This window comes from Halobellus inordinatus (genome assembly GCF_024498335.1).
Taxonomy (GTDB): Archaea; Halobacteriota; Halobacteria; order Halobacteriales; family Haloferacaceae; genus Haloquadratum; species Haloquadratum inordinatus.
Genome location: NZ_CP101825.1, coordinates 1425286 through 1441048, shown reverse-complemented (window position 1 = coordinate 1441048; position 15763 = coordinate 1425286). Strand labels below are relative to the sequence as shown.

Genomic DNA, 15763 nt, shown 5'->3' with positions numbered 1-15763 from the left:
GTCGAACGACCGCGGCGCGCCCGTAATACGGTTGTGGTCCGAATCCGGCGCGCGAGGGCGATCAGGGAGGGCGGTCGAGAATCGAGTCGGCGCCGAAAGACGTCTGAAGCGTGGTTCTTTATCCGACCGCGTCCCACCGAACGGCTATGGACCCCGATCTCTCGCAACTCGACGCCTATCTCGACGCCGACGGACACGACGGCTACCTCGTCGACGCCGACAGTTCGGACTCGACGCAGCGCTACCTCTCAGGATTCGATGCACCCGACCCGTTCGTGACCGTCTACACGCCCGAGAGGACGGCGCTGCTCGTCTCTGCGCTGGAGTACGGTCGCGCCAAGAAAGAGAGCCGAGCCGACGACGTGTCGCGCCTCGCCGACTACGACTACCGCGCGCTCGCCGCCGAGCACGGTGCAGGCGAAGCGAAGGCGCGCGTCGTCGCCGCGTGGCTCGACGACCTCGGCGTCGACAGCGTCGCCACCCCTGAGCGGTTCCCACTCGGACCCGCCGACCATCTCCGCGAACGCGGCGTCGCGGTCGCGCCCGAAACCGAGGACGTCGTGACGGATATCCGCGCGCGAAAGACGCCCGAGGAGATCGAACACATCCGCACGGCCCAGCAGGCCAACGAAGCGGCGATGCGGGCGGCAGCAGATCTGCTCGAAGACGCCTCGATCGTCCAGTCGGACGAGGTAGACGCCGACACGACCGACGGCGACCACCAGATCCTCCGCTACAACGGTGCGGTCCTGACCAGCGAGCGTGTCAAAGAGGAGATCGAGGTCACGCTGCTCCGCCACGGCTGCGCGCTCGACGAGACCATCGTCGCCTGCGGCGTGGACGCTGCAGACCCGCACGATCGCGGGAGCGGTCCGCTGCGGCCGAACGAGCCGATCATCGTCGACATCTTCCCCCGCTCGAAGGCGACGAAGTACCACGCCGATATGACGCGGACGTTCGTGAAGGGCGAACCGACCGAGACCGTCCGCGAGTGGTTCGAGTTGACTCACGAGGCGCTCGACGCCGCTCTCGACGCCGTCGAGGCGGGCGTGACCGGTGCAGCCGTCCACGACGCCGCCTGCGACGTCTACGAGGACGCGGGCCTGCCGACGCTCCGTTCGGACCCGACGACCGAAACGGGCTTCATCCACTCGACGGGACACGGCGTCGGCCTCGACGTACACGAGCTGCCGCGGATCTCGCCCGACGGCGGCGAACTGCGGCCGGGCCACGTCATCACGATCGAGCCGGGGCTGTACGACCCAGCAGTCGGCGGCGTTCGGATCGAAGATCTCGTCGTCGTCACCGAGGACGGCTACGAGAACCTGACCGAACACCCGATCGAACTACAACTCTGACGGAGCGCGCCCGTCAGCCCGAAAAACAATACGATCAGCTCGACGACTCGCCGGCGCTCTCGGATCCGTTCGGCTGGCGGTGCTTCTCGTCGCGGTACGACTGGAGAAGCGACTCCAGCGCCTCGCCGGTCTTCGGCGTGAGTACGCCGGCGGCCTGGCGAACCACGTCGTCGTCTTCGAGCAGAAACGCGTAGATCGTCTGTTCGCCGAGGATCCCGAGGCGGCGTCGGAACGCCTGCTTGTCGACCGAGAGGAAGACCGTATTGTCGTGTGTGCGCTGGCGGGCGCTGGCGGGCGACATTCCGCCCATCGATTGTGGCGGGAGCATTCCGCCCTTGCCGCAGACGGTAAGCTCGTAATACCCGAAGTGGTCGAACCGCTCGCACAGTTCGGAAGCGAACTGTCGCCACGAGTTGACGAGCGACCGTTGTCGTTGATGAAAGCTAACGACGACGAGCGTCTGTTCGCCGTGCAAGTCGTCGGGAAGCGTCAGTCGACGCCCCTGTGTGTCTCTCCCGGAGACCGTAGGAAACTTCATCGGTGGTTACTTTCTCTATTCCCCTATTGTTATAGAGCGATTACGCGCGTGTTCATCCCCATACTGTGCGGCGATAGCAGTCGCTGTGCCGTCAGCATACGCTGTCGGTCTGGCCGACCGGCCAGTTTTGCGACGGTACAGACTCCTTTCCCCCACCTAGACACGGGTAACCACTCGGTTAAACGTATTCCTCTGAATATCAGCGCTGATTCCGGAAGTAGCTCACAACTCGCCCGGAGTCGGTCCCGAAACCGTCACCGAACCCCTTTTGATTGGGGCGGCGCGTAGTCGGCGGCGATGGAGGTACTCGTCGTCGGAGCCGGCGCGATGGGTCGCTGGGCCGGCGAGACGCTCGCGGCGGAGTTCGACGTGGCGTTCGCCGACCGGGACTGGGCTGTCGCGAGCGCCGCTGCGGACGTAGTGGAGGGTCGTGCCGTCGCGCTCGATACGACGGAAACGTTCGACGTGGTCTGTCTCGCCGTGCCGATCAGTGCGGTCCGGGACGCGGTTGCGGCCCACGCCGAGCGTGCCGGGCGCGCGATGCTCGACGTTACCGGCGTGATGGCCGACCCCGTGGAAGCGATGCGGGAACACCTGCCGGACCGCGAGCGCGTCAGTCTGCACCCGCTTTTCGCCCCGGAAAACGCCCCAGGGAACGTCGCGGCCGTCGTCGACGCCGCCGGTCCCCTCACGGACGCCGCGCTCGACGCCATCGCCGACGCCGACAACCACGTCTTCGAGACGGACCCCGCCGAACACGATTCGGCGATGGAGACCGTGCAAGCGGGGGCGCACACGGCGGTCCTCGCGTACGCGCTGGCGGCCGAGGACGTCCGCGAGGAGTTTGCGACGCCGATCTCAAGCGTCCTGTCGGACCTCGTCGACACCGTGACCGGGGGGACCCCGCGTGTCTACCGGGAGATTCAGGAGTCGTTCGAGGGTGCCGACGCCGTCGCGGAGGCCGCACGCCGCGTCGCCGACGCCGAGGGCGACGCCTTCGAGCAGTTGTACGAAGAGGCCAGACAGCGACAGCGGAAGCACGCCGATAGGACCGAAGACGGTCGCGGGGACACAGAATGATCGACCGCGAGGCCGTGCGCGCGAACGCGAAGTACCTGCGAAACGTCCGCCCGATCGATCCCGAAGAGATCCACGAGTACATCGACGGGACGCCGCACCCGGCCGTCGTCCGCGAAACACTCCGCGAGGAGGCGTACGACCTCGGCCTCAGAGAGCGCGAAGACGGCACGTTCGTTCCGGTGAGCGAGGACCCCGCGCCGCAACCGGGATGGGAACCCGACACGTTTCCCGAACCGTACGCGTTCGCGCTGGAAGACCTGCTCGTCGAGCGCTACGGGGCGAACTGGCATCGCGGCGAGACCGGCGACCAGTTACGGGAGACGATCCGCCGACTCAAAGAGGACTACTACCGGCAGAACCCCGTCGAATACGACGCGGTGGCGGCGCTCGGGTACGCGATATATCATCTCTCTGACTACTACGCGGCGATCGGCTACGTGCTCGACGACCTCGCAGAGCGCGAGCACCTCCCCCGAACGCTTCGCGTCCTCGACGTCGGCGCGGGAACCGGCGGGCCGGCGCTCGGGCTGCACGACTATCTTCCGGCGGACGCCGTCGTCGACTACCACGCCGTCGAACCGTCCGCGTCGGCCGACGTGCTCGAACGGCTGCTGAAAGAGACGGGACGGAACTTCCGGACGACGATCCACCGCGAGACCGCCGAGGCGTTCGAGCCCGAGAGCGAGTTCGATCTCGTCGTCTTCGCGAACGTGCTGAGCGAACTCGACGACGCCGAAGCCGTCGCGTCTCGGTATCTCGACGCCGTCGCAGACGACGGCTCGTTCGTCGCCATCGCACCCGCCGACCGCAACACCAGCACCGGGCTCCGCGACGTCGAGCGCGCGCTCGCGCCGCCGGCGTCTGCGGTGTCGGTGTACGCGCCGACGCTCCGACTGTGGCCGGGCGAGGCCCCCTCCGATCGCGGCTGGTCGTTCGATCGCCGCCGCGACGTCGCTGCACCGCCGTTCCAGCACCGCCTCGACGAGGCCGGGACGGCCGACGCTGGCGTGGAGTCCACGGCCGAGACAGGAACCGGGGCTGCGGCCGACTCGGAGTCAGAGACAGTCCCCGAGTCCAGCGGGCGCACGCCCGGGGACGGCACGTTCAGAAACGAGACGGTCCAGTTCTCCTACGCGATTCTGCGGCCTGACGGAGCGCGCCGCGCGGACGTCCTTGCCGACCCGGATCGGCACGCGAAGATGGCCGAGATGGAGCGACACGTCACGAACCGAATCGATCTCCTCGCGGTGAAGTTGAGCCGCGACCTGACCGACAGCGACGACGCCAATCCCCTGTTCAAGATCAGCGACGGCAGCGAGTCGGTCGAACACTACGCGGTCTCGACCACGCGCGACCCGCTGAACGAGGCGCTTCTCACGGCCGACTACGGCGACGTGCTGGCGTTCGAGAACGTCCTCTGTCTGTGGAACGGCGACGAGGGCGCGTACAACCTCGTCGTCGACGACGAGACGTTCGTCGAGGGCGTCGCGTGAGCCGGATCGTCCCACGCTGATCCGTCCCCTTGACCGATCCCATCTGGGAAACCGCCTCTGAAGACCGCCACGGGCGGTACACCTTTCCGCCGTCCCGCGAAGATACCGATATGAGCGATTCGCTCTCTGTACTCTTGACGAACGACGACGGCATCGACGCCGTCGGATTCCAGGCGCTGTACGAGGAGCTCTCGGCGTTCACAGACGTGACTGCTGTCGCGCCCGCAAACGACCAGAGCGCCGTCGGACGCCAACTCTCGAACGACGTCGCCGTCCGCGAGCACGACCTGGGGTACGCGATCGACGGCACCCCCGCCGACTGCGTCGTCGCCGGCCTCGAATCGCTGTGTCCGGAGGTCGACGTCGTCGTCGCCGGCTGTAACAAGGGCGCGAATCTCGGGGCGTACGTCCTCGGTCGGTCGGGAACCGTCAGCGCGGCCGTCGAATCGGCGTTCTTCGACGTCCCGGCGATCGCTGTCTCGCTGTACGTCCCCGGCGACGGCGACACGCCGTGGCGCGAGCAGGCCACCGACCCCGCAGACTTCGCGAACGCGACGCGCGCGACGACGTACCTGCTCGAACACGCGCTCGGCGCGGGCGTGTTCGAACAGGCGGAGTATCTGAACATCAACGCGCCCATCGTCGACCCGGAGAGCGGCCCCGCACCGCTCGAGATCACGCGCCCGTCGACCCTGTACGAGATGACGGCCGAGCACGACGGTAACGGTCGGATCACACTCCACGACGGCATATGGGAGATGATGCGCGCGGGCGACATCCCGGATCCGGAAGGCACCGACCGCCGCGCAGTCGTCGAGGGCAAGGTGTCGGTCTCGCCGCTGACCGCGCCGCACACGACCGAGCATCACGAAGCGCTGGACGGACTCGCCGAGACGTATCTCGACGCGATCTAACGACGAGATCGGGAGAACGCCAGCACGCGCACGCCGTGGCTCATTCGAGGACGGCGACGAACCGCAATCGCCGGTAGTCGGCGGTCCACGTCCCGTCGTCGTAGAGATCCTCTCGGAGTCGGTCTTCGACCGCCGAGACGACGGCACCGCGTTCTGATTCCGGCACCGGGCCGAGAAGCCGGTCACCAAACATCTCGATCCACGCCGCCAGGCCGTTTTCGCCCTCCTCGAGTTCGGTCGGGCGATCGAACAGGCGCGCGTAGCGGACCTCGAATCCGTGATCTTCGAGGCGTGTGGCGTGTTCGCCGACGGTCGGGAAGTACCAGGGCTCCGTCGGCGGTTCGTACCCGCGCGCGTCCAGTTCGGCCTGAATCGCGCCGACGATGCTGCCGACGTTCCCCGTACCGCCCAGTTCGGCGACGAACCGCCCGCCGGGTTCGAGCGCCTCCGCCACCGCGTCGATGACGTCGTCCTGCTCGTGGATCCAGTGGAGGGCGGCGTTCGAGAACACGGCGTCGAACGGTTCCTCGGCGTCGAAGTCGCGGGCGTCGGCCCGGACGAACTGCCGGTCTGGGTGGGCCTCGCGTGCGGTCTCGATCATCTCGGCCGACTGATCGATGCCGACGACCTCCGCGCAAGCATCCGCGATACGGTCGGTCAGATGTCCCGTGCCGCAGCCGAGATCGAGGATCCGCTCGTCCGGTTGCGGGTCGAGTAGTTCGACGACGTCGGAGCCGTACTCGTAGACGAACGAGTGCGACCCGTCGTAGGCCGTCGTGTCCCAGTCGTTCGTGTCTTCGGAGCCATCGGCGTCTGTAGTGTCGTCCGTGTCTGTAGTGTCGTTCACGTCACCGGCCGTGTCCTCGCTCGGAGCGGTCATTGGCCCCAGTTGCACCTGCGAGCCTATAAAGAGCGTTCGGGACGCCGCGGCGACAGAAGGGAAACGCTCTTTTCGGGTACGGACGGATATCGAGCATATGAGCGACGGGGACGACGAGACGGCTGCCGATGCGGAGGAGACGGCGGCGTCGGACGAGTCGACAGACGCGACGCCCGAAACCCTGAACGAACGCCTCGACGACGTCGAATCCGCCCTCGAGGGCGCGGAGACGGAGGCAGACTTAGACGACGTCGAGTCCGACCTCGACGGGATCGAGTCCGACCTCGAAGACGCGGATCTGCCCGAACCCGACGAGGACGACGAAGACGCCGAGGATCCGCGCGCGGAGCTCGAATCGCGCGTCTCCGACCTCCGCGACGACCTGGAGTCCCAGCGCGGCCCGTACGCGAGCGACGTCGTCGACGAGATCGAGGCCGCGCAGTCGAAGGTGACCGACACCAAGTGGACCGAACAGGGCGAATCCGAGATCGTCGACGTCGTCTCGGCCTTCGCCGACGCCGTCGCCGGTGAATTGGACGCCGACGTCGCGCTCGACGGTGACGACGAGGACGCCCTCGTGGCGGCACTCGACGACGCGATCGCGGCCGTCGAAGCCGCGGACCTCGACGCCGACGAGGACGCCGAGACGATCGCGTCGCTCCTGGAGGCGACCGACGACCTCGAAGCCGGTCTCGAAGACGCCCAAGAGTGGGACGACCTGGAGACGAACGAGCAACTGATGGCGCAAGGCTTCTACGACGTCCTGGGTCACTACAAGGACTACCCACCGGAGCTGTCGGCGCTCAAAGAGTGGGAGAAGCGCGGCCGCGTCGATATGGTGCTGCTCGCGAAGGATAGCCTCCAGTCGGAGTTTATGCAGGAGCACTGTATGGACGCGCTCGTCCGGATGGCGAACCCCGAAGCCTTCGAAGAGATGCACCAACTCGCCCAGCGCCGTGACAAGGCGGCGATCAAGGCGCTCGGCCGGATGGGTGATGGAGCAGCGGAGGCCGTCGAGACGCTCGTCGAGTACGTCGACGCAGACTCCGATCCGGCGCTCCAGAAGGTGACGCTCCGCGCGCTCGGCGAGATCGGGTCGACGGAGGCGACGCAGGCGATCGCGGACAAACTGGAGATGGACAACGACAACGTTCGGCCGTACGCCGCACGCGCGCTCGGTCTCATTGGCGACACGCGCGCGGTCGCGCCCCTCGCGGACACGCTGGCCGACGACGAGAGCGACACCGTCCGCGCCGCCGCGGCGTGGGCGCTCCGGCAGATCGGCACCGAGGAAGCCCTCGAAACCGTCGCCGAGTACACCGACGAACGCTCCTTCCTCGTCCAGCACGAGGCCGACCTCGCGACCGACGCACTCGGGGATGACGACGCCGACGCGGAAGCGCCGACTGCGTAACTGGACGGCGACCGCGTGACTGGACGGCGACTGCGTACGTTCAAATAGGATCGCCGGGCCAGACGCGCCGTGGTATCACGAGCGCGTCGTACGGGGATCGCGGGCCGCTATGTCGCAGCGAATCGTACGACTGTCCAGCGACCCGCCTCTCGTGAAGCGTATCGGCTCGTCTGCGTGCTCCTCCTCGTTGCTGCCGGGATCGCTGGAGCTGTCGCGCCCGTTGCGGCCGCGTCTTCGGGAGCCGGTCCCAGCTCGCCCGCGACCAACACCACCGATGGACAACCCGCAGGGCCGCACATCGTCGCCACGTTTCCGGATCCGGTCGCAGACGGCGACGTCGGCGAATTTGTCGTCGTCGACGCCGCGAGTGCGTCGAACCTGACGCTCTCGGACGGCGAGTCGAATATCAGCGTCCCCTCGACCGGCACCGTCGCGTTGTCCGCGGCGCCGAACGCGACGCGAGCGCTCGTCGACGTGCCGGTCGTCCGAGCCTCGCTCTCGCTTGCGAACGCCGGTGAACGACTCGTCCTTCGTCGAGACGGCGTCGCCGTCGATCGCGTCATCTACGACCGCGCTCGCGAAGGCGAGCGGTTGAACGCGACGACCGGCCAGTGGACGCCGCGTGGGTTATCTCCACGGCCGGTCGTCGCGACGGGGCCGGCGACCGCGACGGCTTTCGTCCTCCCAGATTCGCCCGACGTGCCGCTCGAAACGCTCCAGCGAGCCGAGACGCGGGTCCTGCTCGCCGGCTACACGTTCGCCTCGCCCCGCGTCGCCGACGCACTCCTCGCCGCGGCCGACCGCGGCGTCCGCGTGCGCGTGCTCCTGGAAGGCGGCCCAGTCGGCGGGACGACGACTAATCAGCGCGAACAACTCGACCGCCTCGTCGCGGGCGGCGTCGACGTCCGCGTGATCGACGGCCCGCACGCGCGCTTTTCGTATCACCACCCCAAGTACGCCGTCAGCGACGACGACGCGCTCGTGTTGACGGAGAACTGGAAGCCGGCGGGGACCGGAGGTCGAGACAGCCGGGGGTGGGGAGTCCGCGTTCGCTCCGAGCGGACGGCCGACGAACTCGCCGCTGTCTTCGCTCACGACGCCGACGGCATCGACGCCGTGCCGTGGCGCGAACACCGCCGGAACGCCTCGTTCGTCGAAGAGGAGCCGGCTTCGGGGTCGTACGATACTGGATTCGCCCCCGAAACGGTCACTATCGAACACGTGCGAGTGCTGACGGCCCCCGGAAACGCGGGGACCGCCGTCAGGAGCGAAATCGCCGGCGCAGAGGCCCGCATCGCAGTCCTGTCACCACGGCTCGACCCGGACGGCCCCTACTTCGCGTCGCTCGTCGCCGCCGCCGAGCGCGGCGTCGACGTCCGCATCCTCCTCTCGAACGCGTGGTACGACGAGGAGTCGAACCAGGCGGTCGTCGAGCGGACGATGCGCCTCCGCGAGCGTGGCCTCCCGATCGAGGCGCGGATCGCTCGCCCGGCCGGACGGTTCGGGAAAGTCCACGCGAAAGGCGCGGTGATCGACGGGGAGACGGTCATCGTCGGCAGTCTCAACTGGAACGAACACGCGGCGACCGAGAACAGGGAAGTCACCCTCGCGCTCGACGGCGAGGCGGCGGCGACGTACTACGGACGGGTCTTCACAGCGGATTGGGACGCCGCCGGAGCCGGCGGGTCGAGCGGCGAACGAACGAGTAGTCGAGAGGGGATGCAGAACGGAAAGCGGACGCTCACGATGGCACTGGGTGCGCTTTCGGCGGCGTCGCTCGCCGGCTTCGTCCTTCGCCGAACGGTGGACTTCGAGTGAGAAGTGCGGCCCGCGTCTGCGTTGTCGGCGGCGCCCTTAGGCCTCGGTGTCGACGACGGCCTGCGAGGAGAGTTCCTCGTCGAGTTCGGCGTCGGCCATCTTGTCGACGAGGCTCTCGATGACCTCGGTGCGCATCCCCTTGACGAACTTGATCGACCCGACGACGAGGTGGCCGCCACCGGAGACGCCGCCGCCGACGACTTCCTCGTTCAGTTCTGCGACCATCCGCGGGATGTCGAGGCGGACTCCGTCGGACCGAAGGACGGCGAAGTCGGGGCCGTAGCCGATCGTGATGACCGGCTCGCCGTGTTCGCGGACCTTTCGGTCGTGGAGCTTTCCGGTGGTCTTCCCCGGCGCGGGGTAGGTGAAGCGGTGGGCCCACTCGTCGAGGTCGACAGTGTAGAGGTGGGCGTCGGACTCCAGCCGCTCGTGTTCGAGGTGAGAAGCGGCGGCGTCCATCTGCCGTTCGACGTCGCGCTCGGCGCGGCTCGCGAGGAAGTCGACGAGTTCCTGGTGTCGGTCCTCGTCGTCGCAGCCGACGTTCAGCACGTCGTTGACGAGCGACTGGCCGTCGTTGTATCGCAGCCAGTGGGCCGCGTAGTCGAGCGCCTCACCGACTTCGAGCAGGCGCTCGCGGTCGTAGCCCTCAGACTCGGCGAGCGAGACGAAGTCTTCCATCGCCTCGGCCTTCGAGCGGTCGGCCAGGCCCGCGACGGCCGGGACGTGGCGGAGTTCCTCGGTCACGTCGGGGTCGATCATCCGCGCGAGTTCGACGCACATCATCCCCGTCGTGATGCGGTAGTCCTCGTCGTAGAGGTAGGGGTTGACGTGGGCGTCGAGGAGGTCGTCGACCGCCTCCGGGTCGGGGTGGTGGTGATCGACGACCGCGATCGGCACGTCGTAGTGTGCGAGGTTCTCGTAGGCGGGGACGTCCTCCTCGGTGGAGCCGTTGTCGAGCATCAGGAGGAGCGGGAGCCGCTGGCCGTGCCGCGCACGGCCTTCGAGCGCGAAATTCAGGTCGCGCGTGACGTCCTCCATCTCGTAGAACGGCGCTTTCGAGGGAAGTCGCTTGACGAGGTGCCGCGAGGCGTCGTCGTCGTCGTGGACGGCCTCGATGAAGTTCTCCAGCGCCAGCTGAACCGGCACGGAGGCGCACATCCCGTCGCCGTCGGCGTGGTGTCGAACGCGGATCGGACGCCCTTCCAGCACCGTCCGTCGCAGCAGGCGAGCGACCTCGCGCAGGTCGTCGCGGAGTTTCTCGAACGCCGGCCACTCGACGAGTGACTCGACGTCCTCGGGCGCTGCGCGTTCCTCGAACGCGGCGTCGAGGCGTTCGCGGGCCTCGGCCATCGCCTCGCCGTCGAGTCGAGTCATCGAGTCGACTTCGAGCTGGAGCGAGCCGTCGTGGGACTCGACGCTGCCGCCGATCCGGACGACGTCGTCGAGGTCGACGGCCGGGAAGGCGCGAACGCCCGCCTCGCGGAACGCCGCCGCAGAGACGATTCCCGTCTCGTCGGCGATGCGGAAGACGGTCGGGCCGCCGGTCTGTTTGATCTGGGCGACCTGTCCTTCGATGTGGACTTCGTCGCCGGCGCTCAATCCTGCGATCGGCGCGATGTCGGGTTCGTGATCGACGACGACGGTCTGGTACGTCGACTCGGTGAAGACGTCGAACGCGAGGTCGCCGTTCTCTTTGATCTCTTCGAGCGTGACGGTCAGGCGGTCGCCGACCTCGTAGGAGCGATCGAGGTTCGACTCGTGGACGAGTCCGGACACCTCGTCGGAGATGTCGACGAAGATGCCGTATTCGACGACGCCGTTGACGACGGCGTGGTACCGTTCGCCTTCTTCGACGTCTTCGAGCGTGCAGTTCGGTGCGAGATCGTAGACGATAGGTCGCGAGTCCGTCTCCGAATCCGGAGCGGACGCGCCGCCGGAATCCCCGGCGTTATCGGCGGTCATACTGGCGAGAAGTGGTGCGTCGCGGTTAAGACTTTACAATCCGCGCGCACGGGGCGGGTGCCGCCGACGCCGTCTCCCGACGGTGCGGTCGGCTGGTCTCGCCTGAATCCGACCGGAACGCTTAGAAGGCGACGAACCGGAGAATCGAATATGCGACTCTTCCGGTCGAGTGAGGTGATCGGCATCGCCGCCGACGCGCTCGACTTCGCACGGGAGGCATCCCGCGAGACACATCCGAACGAGTATATGGGCTTTCTCCGCGGCGAAGACGCCAGCCACTTCGATCTCGATCGCTCGGGCACCGTCATCACGGAGGTGTTGATCGTCCCGGGGACGCGATCGGATCCGACGAGCGCCACCGTCGACAGCAATATGATCCCGAACGACCGCCACGCGGTGGGGTCGATCCACTCTCACCCGAACGGCGTCCTCCGACCGAGCGACGCCGATCTGGACACCTTCGGCCAAGGCCAGGTCCACATCATCCTCGGTCATCCGTACGGCCCGACTGACTGGCAGGCGTTCGACCAGAGCGGGGAGGTTCGCGACCTGCCCGTCCTCGACGTCGACCTGCCCGACCCCGAGGACTTCTTCGACTTCACCGAGGACGACCTCGACCTCGACTACGGCAACCTCGGCGGGAGCTATCGGGAGTCCGGAGGGTCTTACCGGTGACCCGCCGGATCGTCGCGCAGGGGACGTTCGATCTCATTCATCCCGGCCACATCCACTACTTCTCGGAAGCGGCTGCGATGGGCGACGAACTACACGTCATCGTCGCCCGACGGGAGAACGTCACACACAAGGAACGTCCTGTGTTGCCCGATCGACAGCGACGGGATGTCGTCGGCGCGCTCGAGATGGTGACCGATGCGCACCTCGGGCACCGCGAAGACATCTTCGTCCCCATCGAGCGGATCGATCCCGACGTCATCGTTCTCGGGCACGATCAGCACCACGACGCAGACGCGCTCCGCGACGCGCTCGCAGGACGTGGGATCGACTGTGAGGTCGATCGCGCGTCAGCTCGGGAACCACGGTACGACGATGAATTGCTCTCGACCGGACGGATCATCGACCGGATTCTCGAAGAGCGTGGACCGGACCACGAGGCGCCGGCAGAAGAAGCAGTCTCGGACGCAGATCGGAACGCGTAGCCGCTTTTTTCCGATATCGCCGGCACTCGCCGACCAGCTGGACAGGAGAAGTAGAAAGCAGCGCGTAGCGGCTGCTCACGGACCGAAGAAACCCGAAAAGCGGGTGCGCGATTACTCGCTACTCTGCTGTTCGTCGAGCCACTGCTGGTACTCGTCCTGGGAGACGACCTCGACGGTGAAGTACATCTGCGAGTGAGCGACGCCACAGTACTCAGTACAGTAGCCCTGGTACGTCCCTTCCTCGTAGGCGACCGTCTTGATCGTGTTCACCTGTCCAGGCATCGCGTCCGTCTTGAGCGCTAACTTCGGAACGTGGAATCCATGGATCACGTCCCGTGATGTCACCTGGATTTGGACCGGACGGTCCTTCGGGACTACGATCTCGGTGCCGGTCGAGAAGTTACCCGATTCGGGGTACGACATCTCCCAGCCCCACTGGTACGCCTCGGCGTGGACGACGACGGGTTCGCCCTGGGTACTCTCGATCTCGGGGCCCGTAGCGACGTTCTCGTTCGCGAGAACGCCGTAGGAGGCCACACCGACGAAGAGGAGGATGATCGCCGTCGCGATCGTCCACGTGATCTCCAGGCGACGGTTCTCCTGGGTCGGTGACGGATCGTCGTTGTTCCTGAACTTCACCACCGTGTAGAGGAGGATTACCTCTACCAGGATGGTGATCGGGACAGCGATGTACAGAAGCTTCCCGTTCAACCCATTGATGAGTTCTGCGCTGGCGGACGCTTGTGCGGCGACCGGATCCGCGACGAGGCCCGCCACCACCACCGCGAGCAGTGAAACGAGTGCCAAACGCGTCTTTCGCATCGGTGCGGAGTTAGGAAGTACCACGTAAATAGTTGCTGACTTCGGTCACTCTATCGTACCGTCTGCAACAGACTGCTCGTCGCGATCGGTCGACTGCGACCGGGTGGTGTGTGGAGTAGTCCACATATTGTCCGATACTTTGCTGTCTCACGGACCGACTGCGGTCAGGAAAGCGGGGACCCTAAGTACGGTGATTCCTAACGGCGTATAGGTGACTTTCGTGGCGTCGACTGCAACACACAATCGGTTCCACAATCTGCTCGCAGCGACCGCCATCGGCGTCTATCTCCTCTTGCTCGTCGGTGCAACCACGGCTCTCACAGACGCGGCCGCGTCGTGTACGGCCTGGCCGATCTGTGGTGACGGCTGGACGTCGCCGACGTCGGCCGCGGGGTGGCTCGCAGTCGGACATCGGCTGCTGGCCGTCGCCGTCGGTGCCCTCGGCGTCGTAACTGTCGTCTCGGCCGTGCGCGCTGGTGCGGGGCGACGCGTCCTCGGTGCGACGCTCCTGGCAGGACTCCTCTATCCCGTCCAGGCCGCCCTCGGCGCGTTCGTCGCCGTCGGTGGTGCCGACGCAACGCTCTCGGCGGCGCACTTGACCGTCGGGATGGGAATCTTCGTTTCGCTGGTGGCCGCGCTCGCGTGGAGCCTCGAACGGGAGACGGGTGACCCCTCCGAAGAGCCCGTCGATAGCATCGATCTCGACCCGCCGGTCGAGAATTCCTATGAACCGGACATTCCGACCGACCGCCGGGAACGGCTGGTCGCGACCGCGAAGGCGTACGTCCGGCTGACGAAGCCTCGGCTGATGTGGCTGCTCTGTCTCGTCGCGGCCGCCGGGATGGCGCTGGCGGCGACGACGAACGGCGGCCTGACGATCGGCGTCGTGCTCGCGACGCTCGGTGGCGGCGTCCTGTCGATCGGCGCGTCCGGGACGTTCAACCACGTCTTCGAGCGCGACATCGACCGTCGGATGCAGCGGACGAGCGACCGGCCCCTTGCGACCGACCTCGTTCCCGTCCGCAACGCCCTCGCGTTCGGCGTCCTCCTGGCCGTGGGGTCGATTGCGCTGTTCGCGTGGGTGAACGTGCTCGCGGCCGTGCTCGGCGTCGCAGCGATCCTGTTTTACAGCGTCGTCTACACGCTCTTGCTGAAGCCGAACACCGTCCAGAATACCGTCATCGGTGGCGCGGCGGGCGCGCTCCCGGCGCTGATCGGCTGGGTCGCCGTCGACGGGCAGATCGGTCTCGGCGGGATCGCACTCGCGACGATCATCTTCCTGTGGACGCCGGCGCACTTCTACAACCTCGCGCTTGCGTACAAGGACGACTACGAGCGCGGCGGCTTCCCGATGATGCCGGTCGTCCGCGGTGAGACGACGACCCGCAAACACATCCTCTGGTATCTGGCAGCGACGCTCGTCGCCGCGGGTGCGATGGCTTCGATGCAGGCGCTCGGGCTGGCGTACGCGCTCACGACCGTCGTCTTCGGTGCGATCTTCCTCTACTTCGCGATCCGCCTGCACTACGAACAGACCGAAGCCGCGGCGTTCCGGTCGTTCCACGCGTCGAACGCGTATCTCGGGGCGCTGCTGCTCGCCGTCGTCGTCGACGCGTTGGCGGTATAATGTCCGTCGCACGCGCGGTCAGCGTCGACACGCGCGATCTTCTCTACGCCGCGCTGATCGGTAACTCCCTCGCGGTGCTCTCGGTCGCGTACGTCCTCCTGTCCGGAATTACGATCACGCAGCCACGCTATGCGGTCTACGGCCTCGCGTGGATCTTCGTCGGCATCTTTGCCATCTGGAAGACCGACCCGGCACCGGCCGACGAGCGGACGCGACGCCGGGCGGCCGCGATCGCGGTCCTCTATTTCGTCGCGTTGGCGGCCGCAGGCGGCGTTCTCGTCACGGCGATGCGCCCCGGGGCTGGTGAGTTTGGCGTCCGGCTGGCGACGCTCGCTCCTGGGTGGGGGCCAGCGCCGGTCGTCTCGACGCCGTGGGCGGCGCTCGTGTTGATGCCTGCCCGCATCGTCGGCTACGTCGCCTTGGCGTATCTGGTGTACGCGACAGTGATCGACGCCGCCGGCGCAGCGGTCTCGGGGATCGTCGGCTTGCTCTCGTGTGTCTCCTGTTCGTGGCCGATTCTGGCGTCGATCCTCTCGGGGGTGCTCGGCGGCAGTTCCGCCGTCGTTGCAGCGACGTTCGATTTCTCCTACGACGTGTCGACGGTCGTCTTCTTACTGACGGTCGCGCTGCTGTACTGGCGGCCGCTGCTCGGGAATCGGCTCGGGTGAACGTCGACGTGGTCGGTCGCTGCGACGACCGG

At 67.0% G+C, this 15763-nt stretch carries 14 protein-coding genes; 10 read left to right on the top strand and 4 right to left on the bottom strand.

Annotated features, from left to right (window positions below; all coding sequences use genetic code 11):
• Positions 1-146: 146 nt before the first annotated feature.
• Complete coding sequence (locus tag NO362_RS07410) at positions 147-1358, top strand: M24 family metallopeptidase (protein ID WP_256544741.1); 1212 nt, start codon at positions 147-149, stop codon at positions 1356-1358.
• 34 nt (positions 1359-1392) lie between these two features.
• Here the strand turns inward: NO362_RS07410 and NO362_RS07405 are convergent, their stop codons facing one another.
• The gene (locus tag NO362_RS07405) at positions 1393-1896 is read right to left on the bottom strand and encodes a hypothetical protein (protein ID WP_121568174.1); all 504 of its coding nucleotides are present in this window, start codon (positions 1894-1896) and stop codon (positions 1393-1395) included.
• Between the two features lie 297 nt (positions 1897-2193).
• Between NO362_RS07405 and NO362_RS07400 the strand changes: the two genes are divergently transcribed.
• The 3 genes from NO362_RS07400 to surE all read left to right on the top strand — a co-directional run bounded on the left by NO362_RS07400 (position 2194) and on the right by surE (position 5383).
• Positions 2194-2976 carry a prephenate dehydrogenase/arogenate dehydrogenase family protein gene (locus tag NO362_RS07400; protein ID WP_256544740.1) on the top strand — a complete coding sequence of 261 codons (783 nt, stop codon included), beginning with the start codon at positions 2194-2196 and terminating at the stop codon, positions 2974-2976.
• A complete protein-coding gene (locus NO362_RS07395) occupies positions 2973-4469 on the top strand; it encodes a small ribosomal subunit Rsm22 family protein (protein ID WP_256544739.1) in 1497 nt (498 codons plus the stop codon). The genes NO362_RS07400 and NO362_RS07395 overlap by 4 nt, the downstream gene beginning before the upstream one ends.
• A 110-nt stretch (positions 4470-4579) precedes the next feature.
• Positions 4580-5383 (top strand): 5'/3'-nucleotidase SurE, encoded by an 804-nt coding sequence (gene surE, locus NO362_RS07390; RefSeq protein WP_256544738.1) that lies wholly within the window; start codon positions 4580-4582, stop codon positions 5381-5383.
• A 40-nt stretch (positions 5384-5423) separates the two neighbouring features.
• On the opposite strand, the gene NO362_RS07385 is transcribed toward surE, so the two are convergent.
• Positions 5424-6263 carry a class I SAM-dependent methyltransferase gene (locus NO362_RS07385; RefSeq protein ID WP_256544737.1) on the bottom strand — a complete coding sequence of 280 codons (840 nt, stop codon included), beginning with the start codon at positions 6261-6263 and terminating at the stop codon, positions 5424-5426.
• 97 nt (positions 6264-6360) lie between these two features.
• On the opposite strand from NO362_RS07385, the gene NO362_RS07380 reads away from it, so the two are divergent.
• Positions 6361-7677 (top strand): HEAT repeat domain-containing protein, encoded by a 1317-nt coding sequence (locus tag NO362_RS07380; RefSeq protein WP_256544736.1) that lies wholly within the window; start codon positions 6361-6363, stop codon positions 7675-7677.
• 69 nt (positions 7678-7746) lie between these two features.
• The gene (locus tag NO362_RS07375; protein ID WP_256544735.1) at positions 7747-9495 is read left to right on the top strand and encodes a phospholipase D-like domain-containing protein; all 1749 of its coding nucleotides are present in this window, start codon (positions 7747-7749) and stop codon (positions 9493-9495) included.
• 36 nt (positions 9496-9531) lie between these two features.
• On the opposite strand, the gene han is transcribed toward NO362_RS07375, so the two are convergent.
• On the bottom strand, positions 9532-11457 hold the full coding sequence (gene han, locus NO362_RS07370) for a Hef-associated nuclease (RefSeq protein ID WP_256544734.1): 1926 nt from the start codon (positions 11455-11457) through the stop codon (positions 9532-9534).
• Positions 11458-11607: 150 nt separating this feature from the next.
• On the opposite strand from han, the gene NO362_RS07365 reads away from it, so the two are divergent.
• Both NO362_RS07365 and NO362_RS07360 read left to right on the top strand, forming a co-directional pair.
• A complete protein-coding gene (locus NO362_RS07365; RefSeq protein ID WP_256288110.1) occupies positions 11608-12132 on the top strand; it encodes a Mov34/MPN/PAD-1 family protein in 525 nt (174 codons plus the stop codon).
• A complete protein-coding gene (locus NO362_RS07360; protein ID WP_256544733.1) occupies positions 12129-12614 on the top strand; it encodes an FAD synthase family protein in 486 nt (161 codons plus the stop codon). The genes NO362_RS07365 and NO362_RS07360 overlap by 4 nt, the downstream gene beginning before the upstream one ends.
• Positions 12615-12725: 111 nt before the next feature.
• On the opposite strand, the gene coxB is transcribed toward NO362_RS07360, so the two are convergent.
• A complete protein-coding gene (gene coxB, locus NO362_RS07355) occupies positions 12726-13436 on the bottom strand; it encodes a cytochrome c oxidase subunit II (protein ID WP_256544732.1) in 711 nt (236 codons plus the stop codon).
• A gap of 220 nt (positions 13437-13656) precedes the next feature.
• Here coxB and cyoE point away from each other — a divergent pair, with 220 nt between their 5' ends.
• Together cyoE and NO362_RS07345 are read left to right on the top strand one after the other, a co-directional pair.
• Complete coding sequence (cyoE, locus tag NO362_RS07350; protein ID WP_256544731.1) at positions 13657-15063, top strand: heme o synthase; 1407 nt, start codon at positions 13657-13659, stop codon at positions 15061-15063.
• Positions 15063-15731, top strand: a complete 669-nt coding sequence (locus tag NO362_RS07345; RefSeq protein ID WP_256544730.1) for a DUF7546 family protein — start codon at positions 15063-15065, stop codon at positions 15729-15731. The genes cyoE and NO362_RS07345 overlap by 1 nt, the downstream gene beginning before the upstream one ends.
• Positions 15732-15763: the final 32 nt, after the last annotated feature.

Excerpts from the sequence above, each read along its gene's own strand:
- NO362_RS07410 (WP_256544741.1), top strand. The coding sequence starts at position 147 with ATGGACCCCGATCTCTCGCAACTCGACGCCTATCTCGACGCCGACGGA.
- NO362_RS07405 (WP_121568174.1), bottom strand. The coding sequence starts at position 1,896 with ATGAAGTTTCCTACGGTCTCCGGGAGAGACACACAGGGGCGTCGACTG.
- NO362_RS07400 (WP_256544740.1), top strand. The coding sequence starts at position 2,194 with ATGGAGGTACTCGTCGTCGGAGCCGGCGCGATGGGTCGCTGGGCCGGC.
- NO362_RS07395 (WP_256544739.1), top strand. The coding sequence starts at position 2,973 with ATGATCGACCGCGAGGCCGTGCGCGCGAACGCGAAGTACCTGCGAAAC.
- surE (WP_256544738.1), top strand. The coding sequence starts at position 4,580 with ATGAGCGATTCGCTCTCTGTACTCTTGACGAACGACGACGGCATCGAC.
- NO362_RS07385 (WP_256544737.1), bottom strand. The coding sequence starts at position 6,263 with ATGACCGCTCCGAGCGAGGACACGGCCGGTGACGTGAACGACACTACA.
- NO362_RS07380 (WP_256544736.1), top strand. The coding sequence starts at position 6,361 with ATGAGCGACGGGGACGACGAGACGGCTGCCGATGCGGAGGAGACGGCG.
- han (WP_256544734.1), bottom strand. The coding sequence starts at position 11,457 with ATGACCGCCGATAACGCCGGGGATTCCGGCGGCGCGTCCGCTCCGGAT.
- NO362_RS07365 (WP_256288110.1), top strand. The coding sequence starts at position 11,608 with ATGCGACTCTTCCGGTCGAGTGAGGTGATCGGCATCGCCGCCGACGCG.
- coxB (WP_256544732.1), bottom strand. The coding sequence starts at position 13,436 with ATGCGAAAGACGCGTTTGGCACTCGTTTCACTGCTCGCGGTGGTGGTG.
- NO362_RS07345 (WP_256544730.1), top strand. The coding sequence starts at position 15,063 with ATGTCCGTCGCACGCGCGGTCAGCGTCGACACGCGCGATCTTCTCTAC.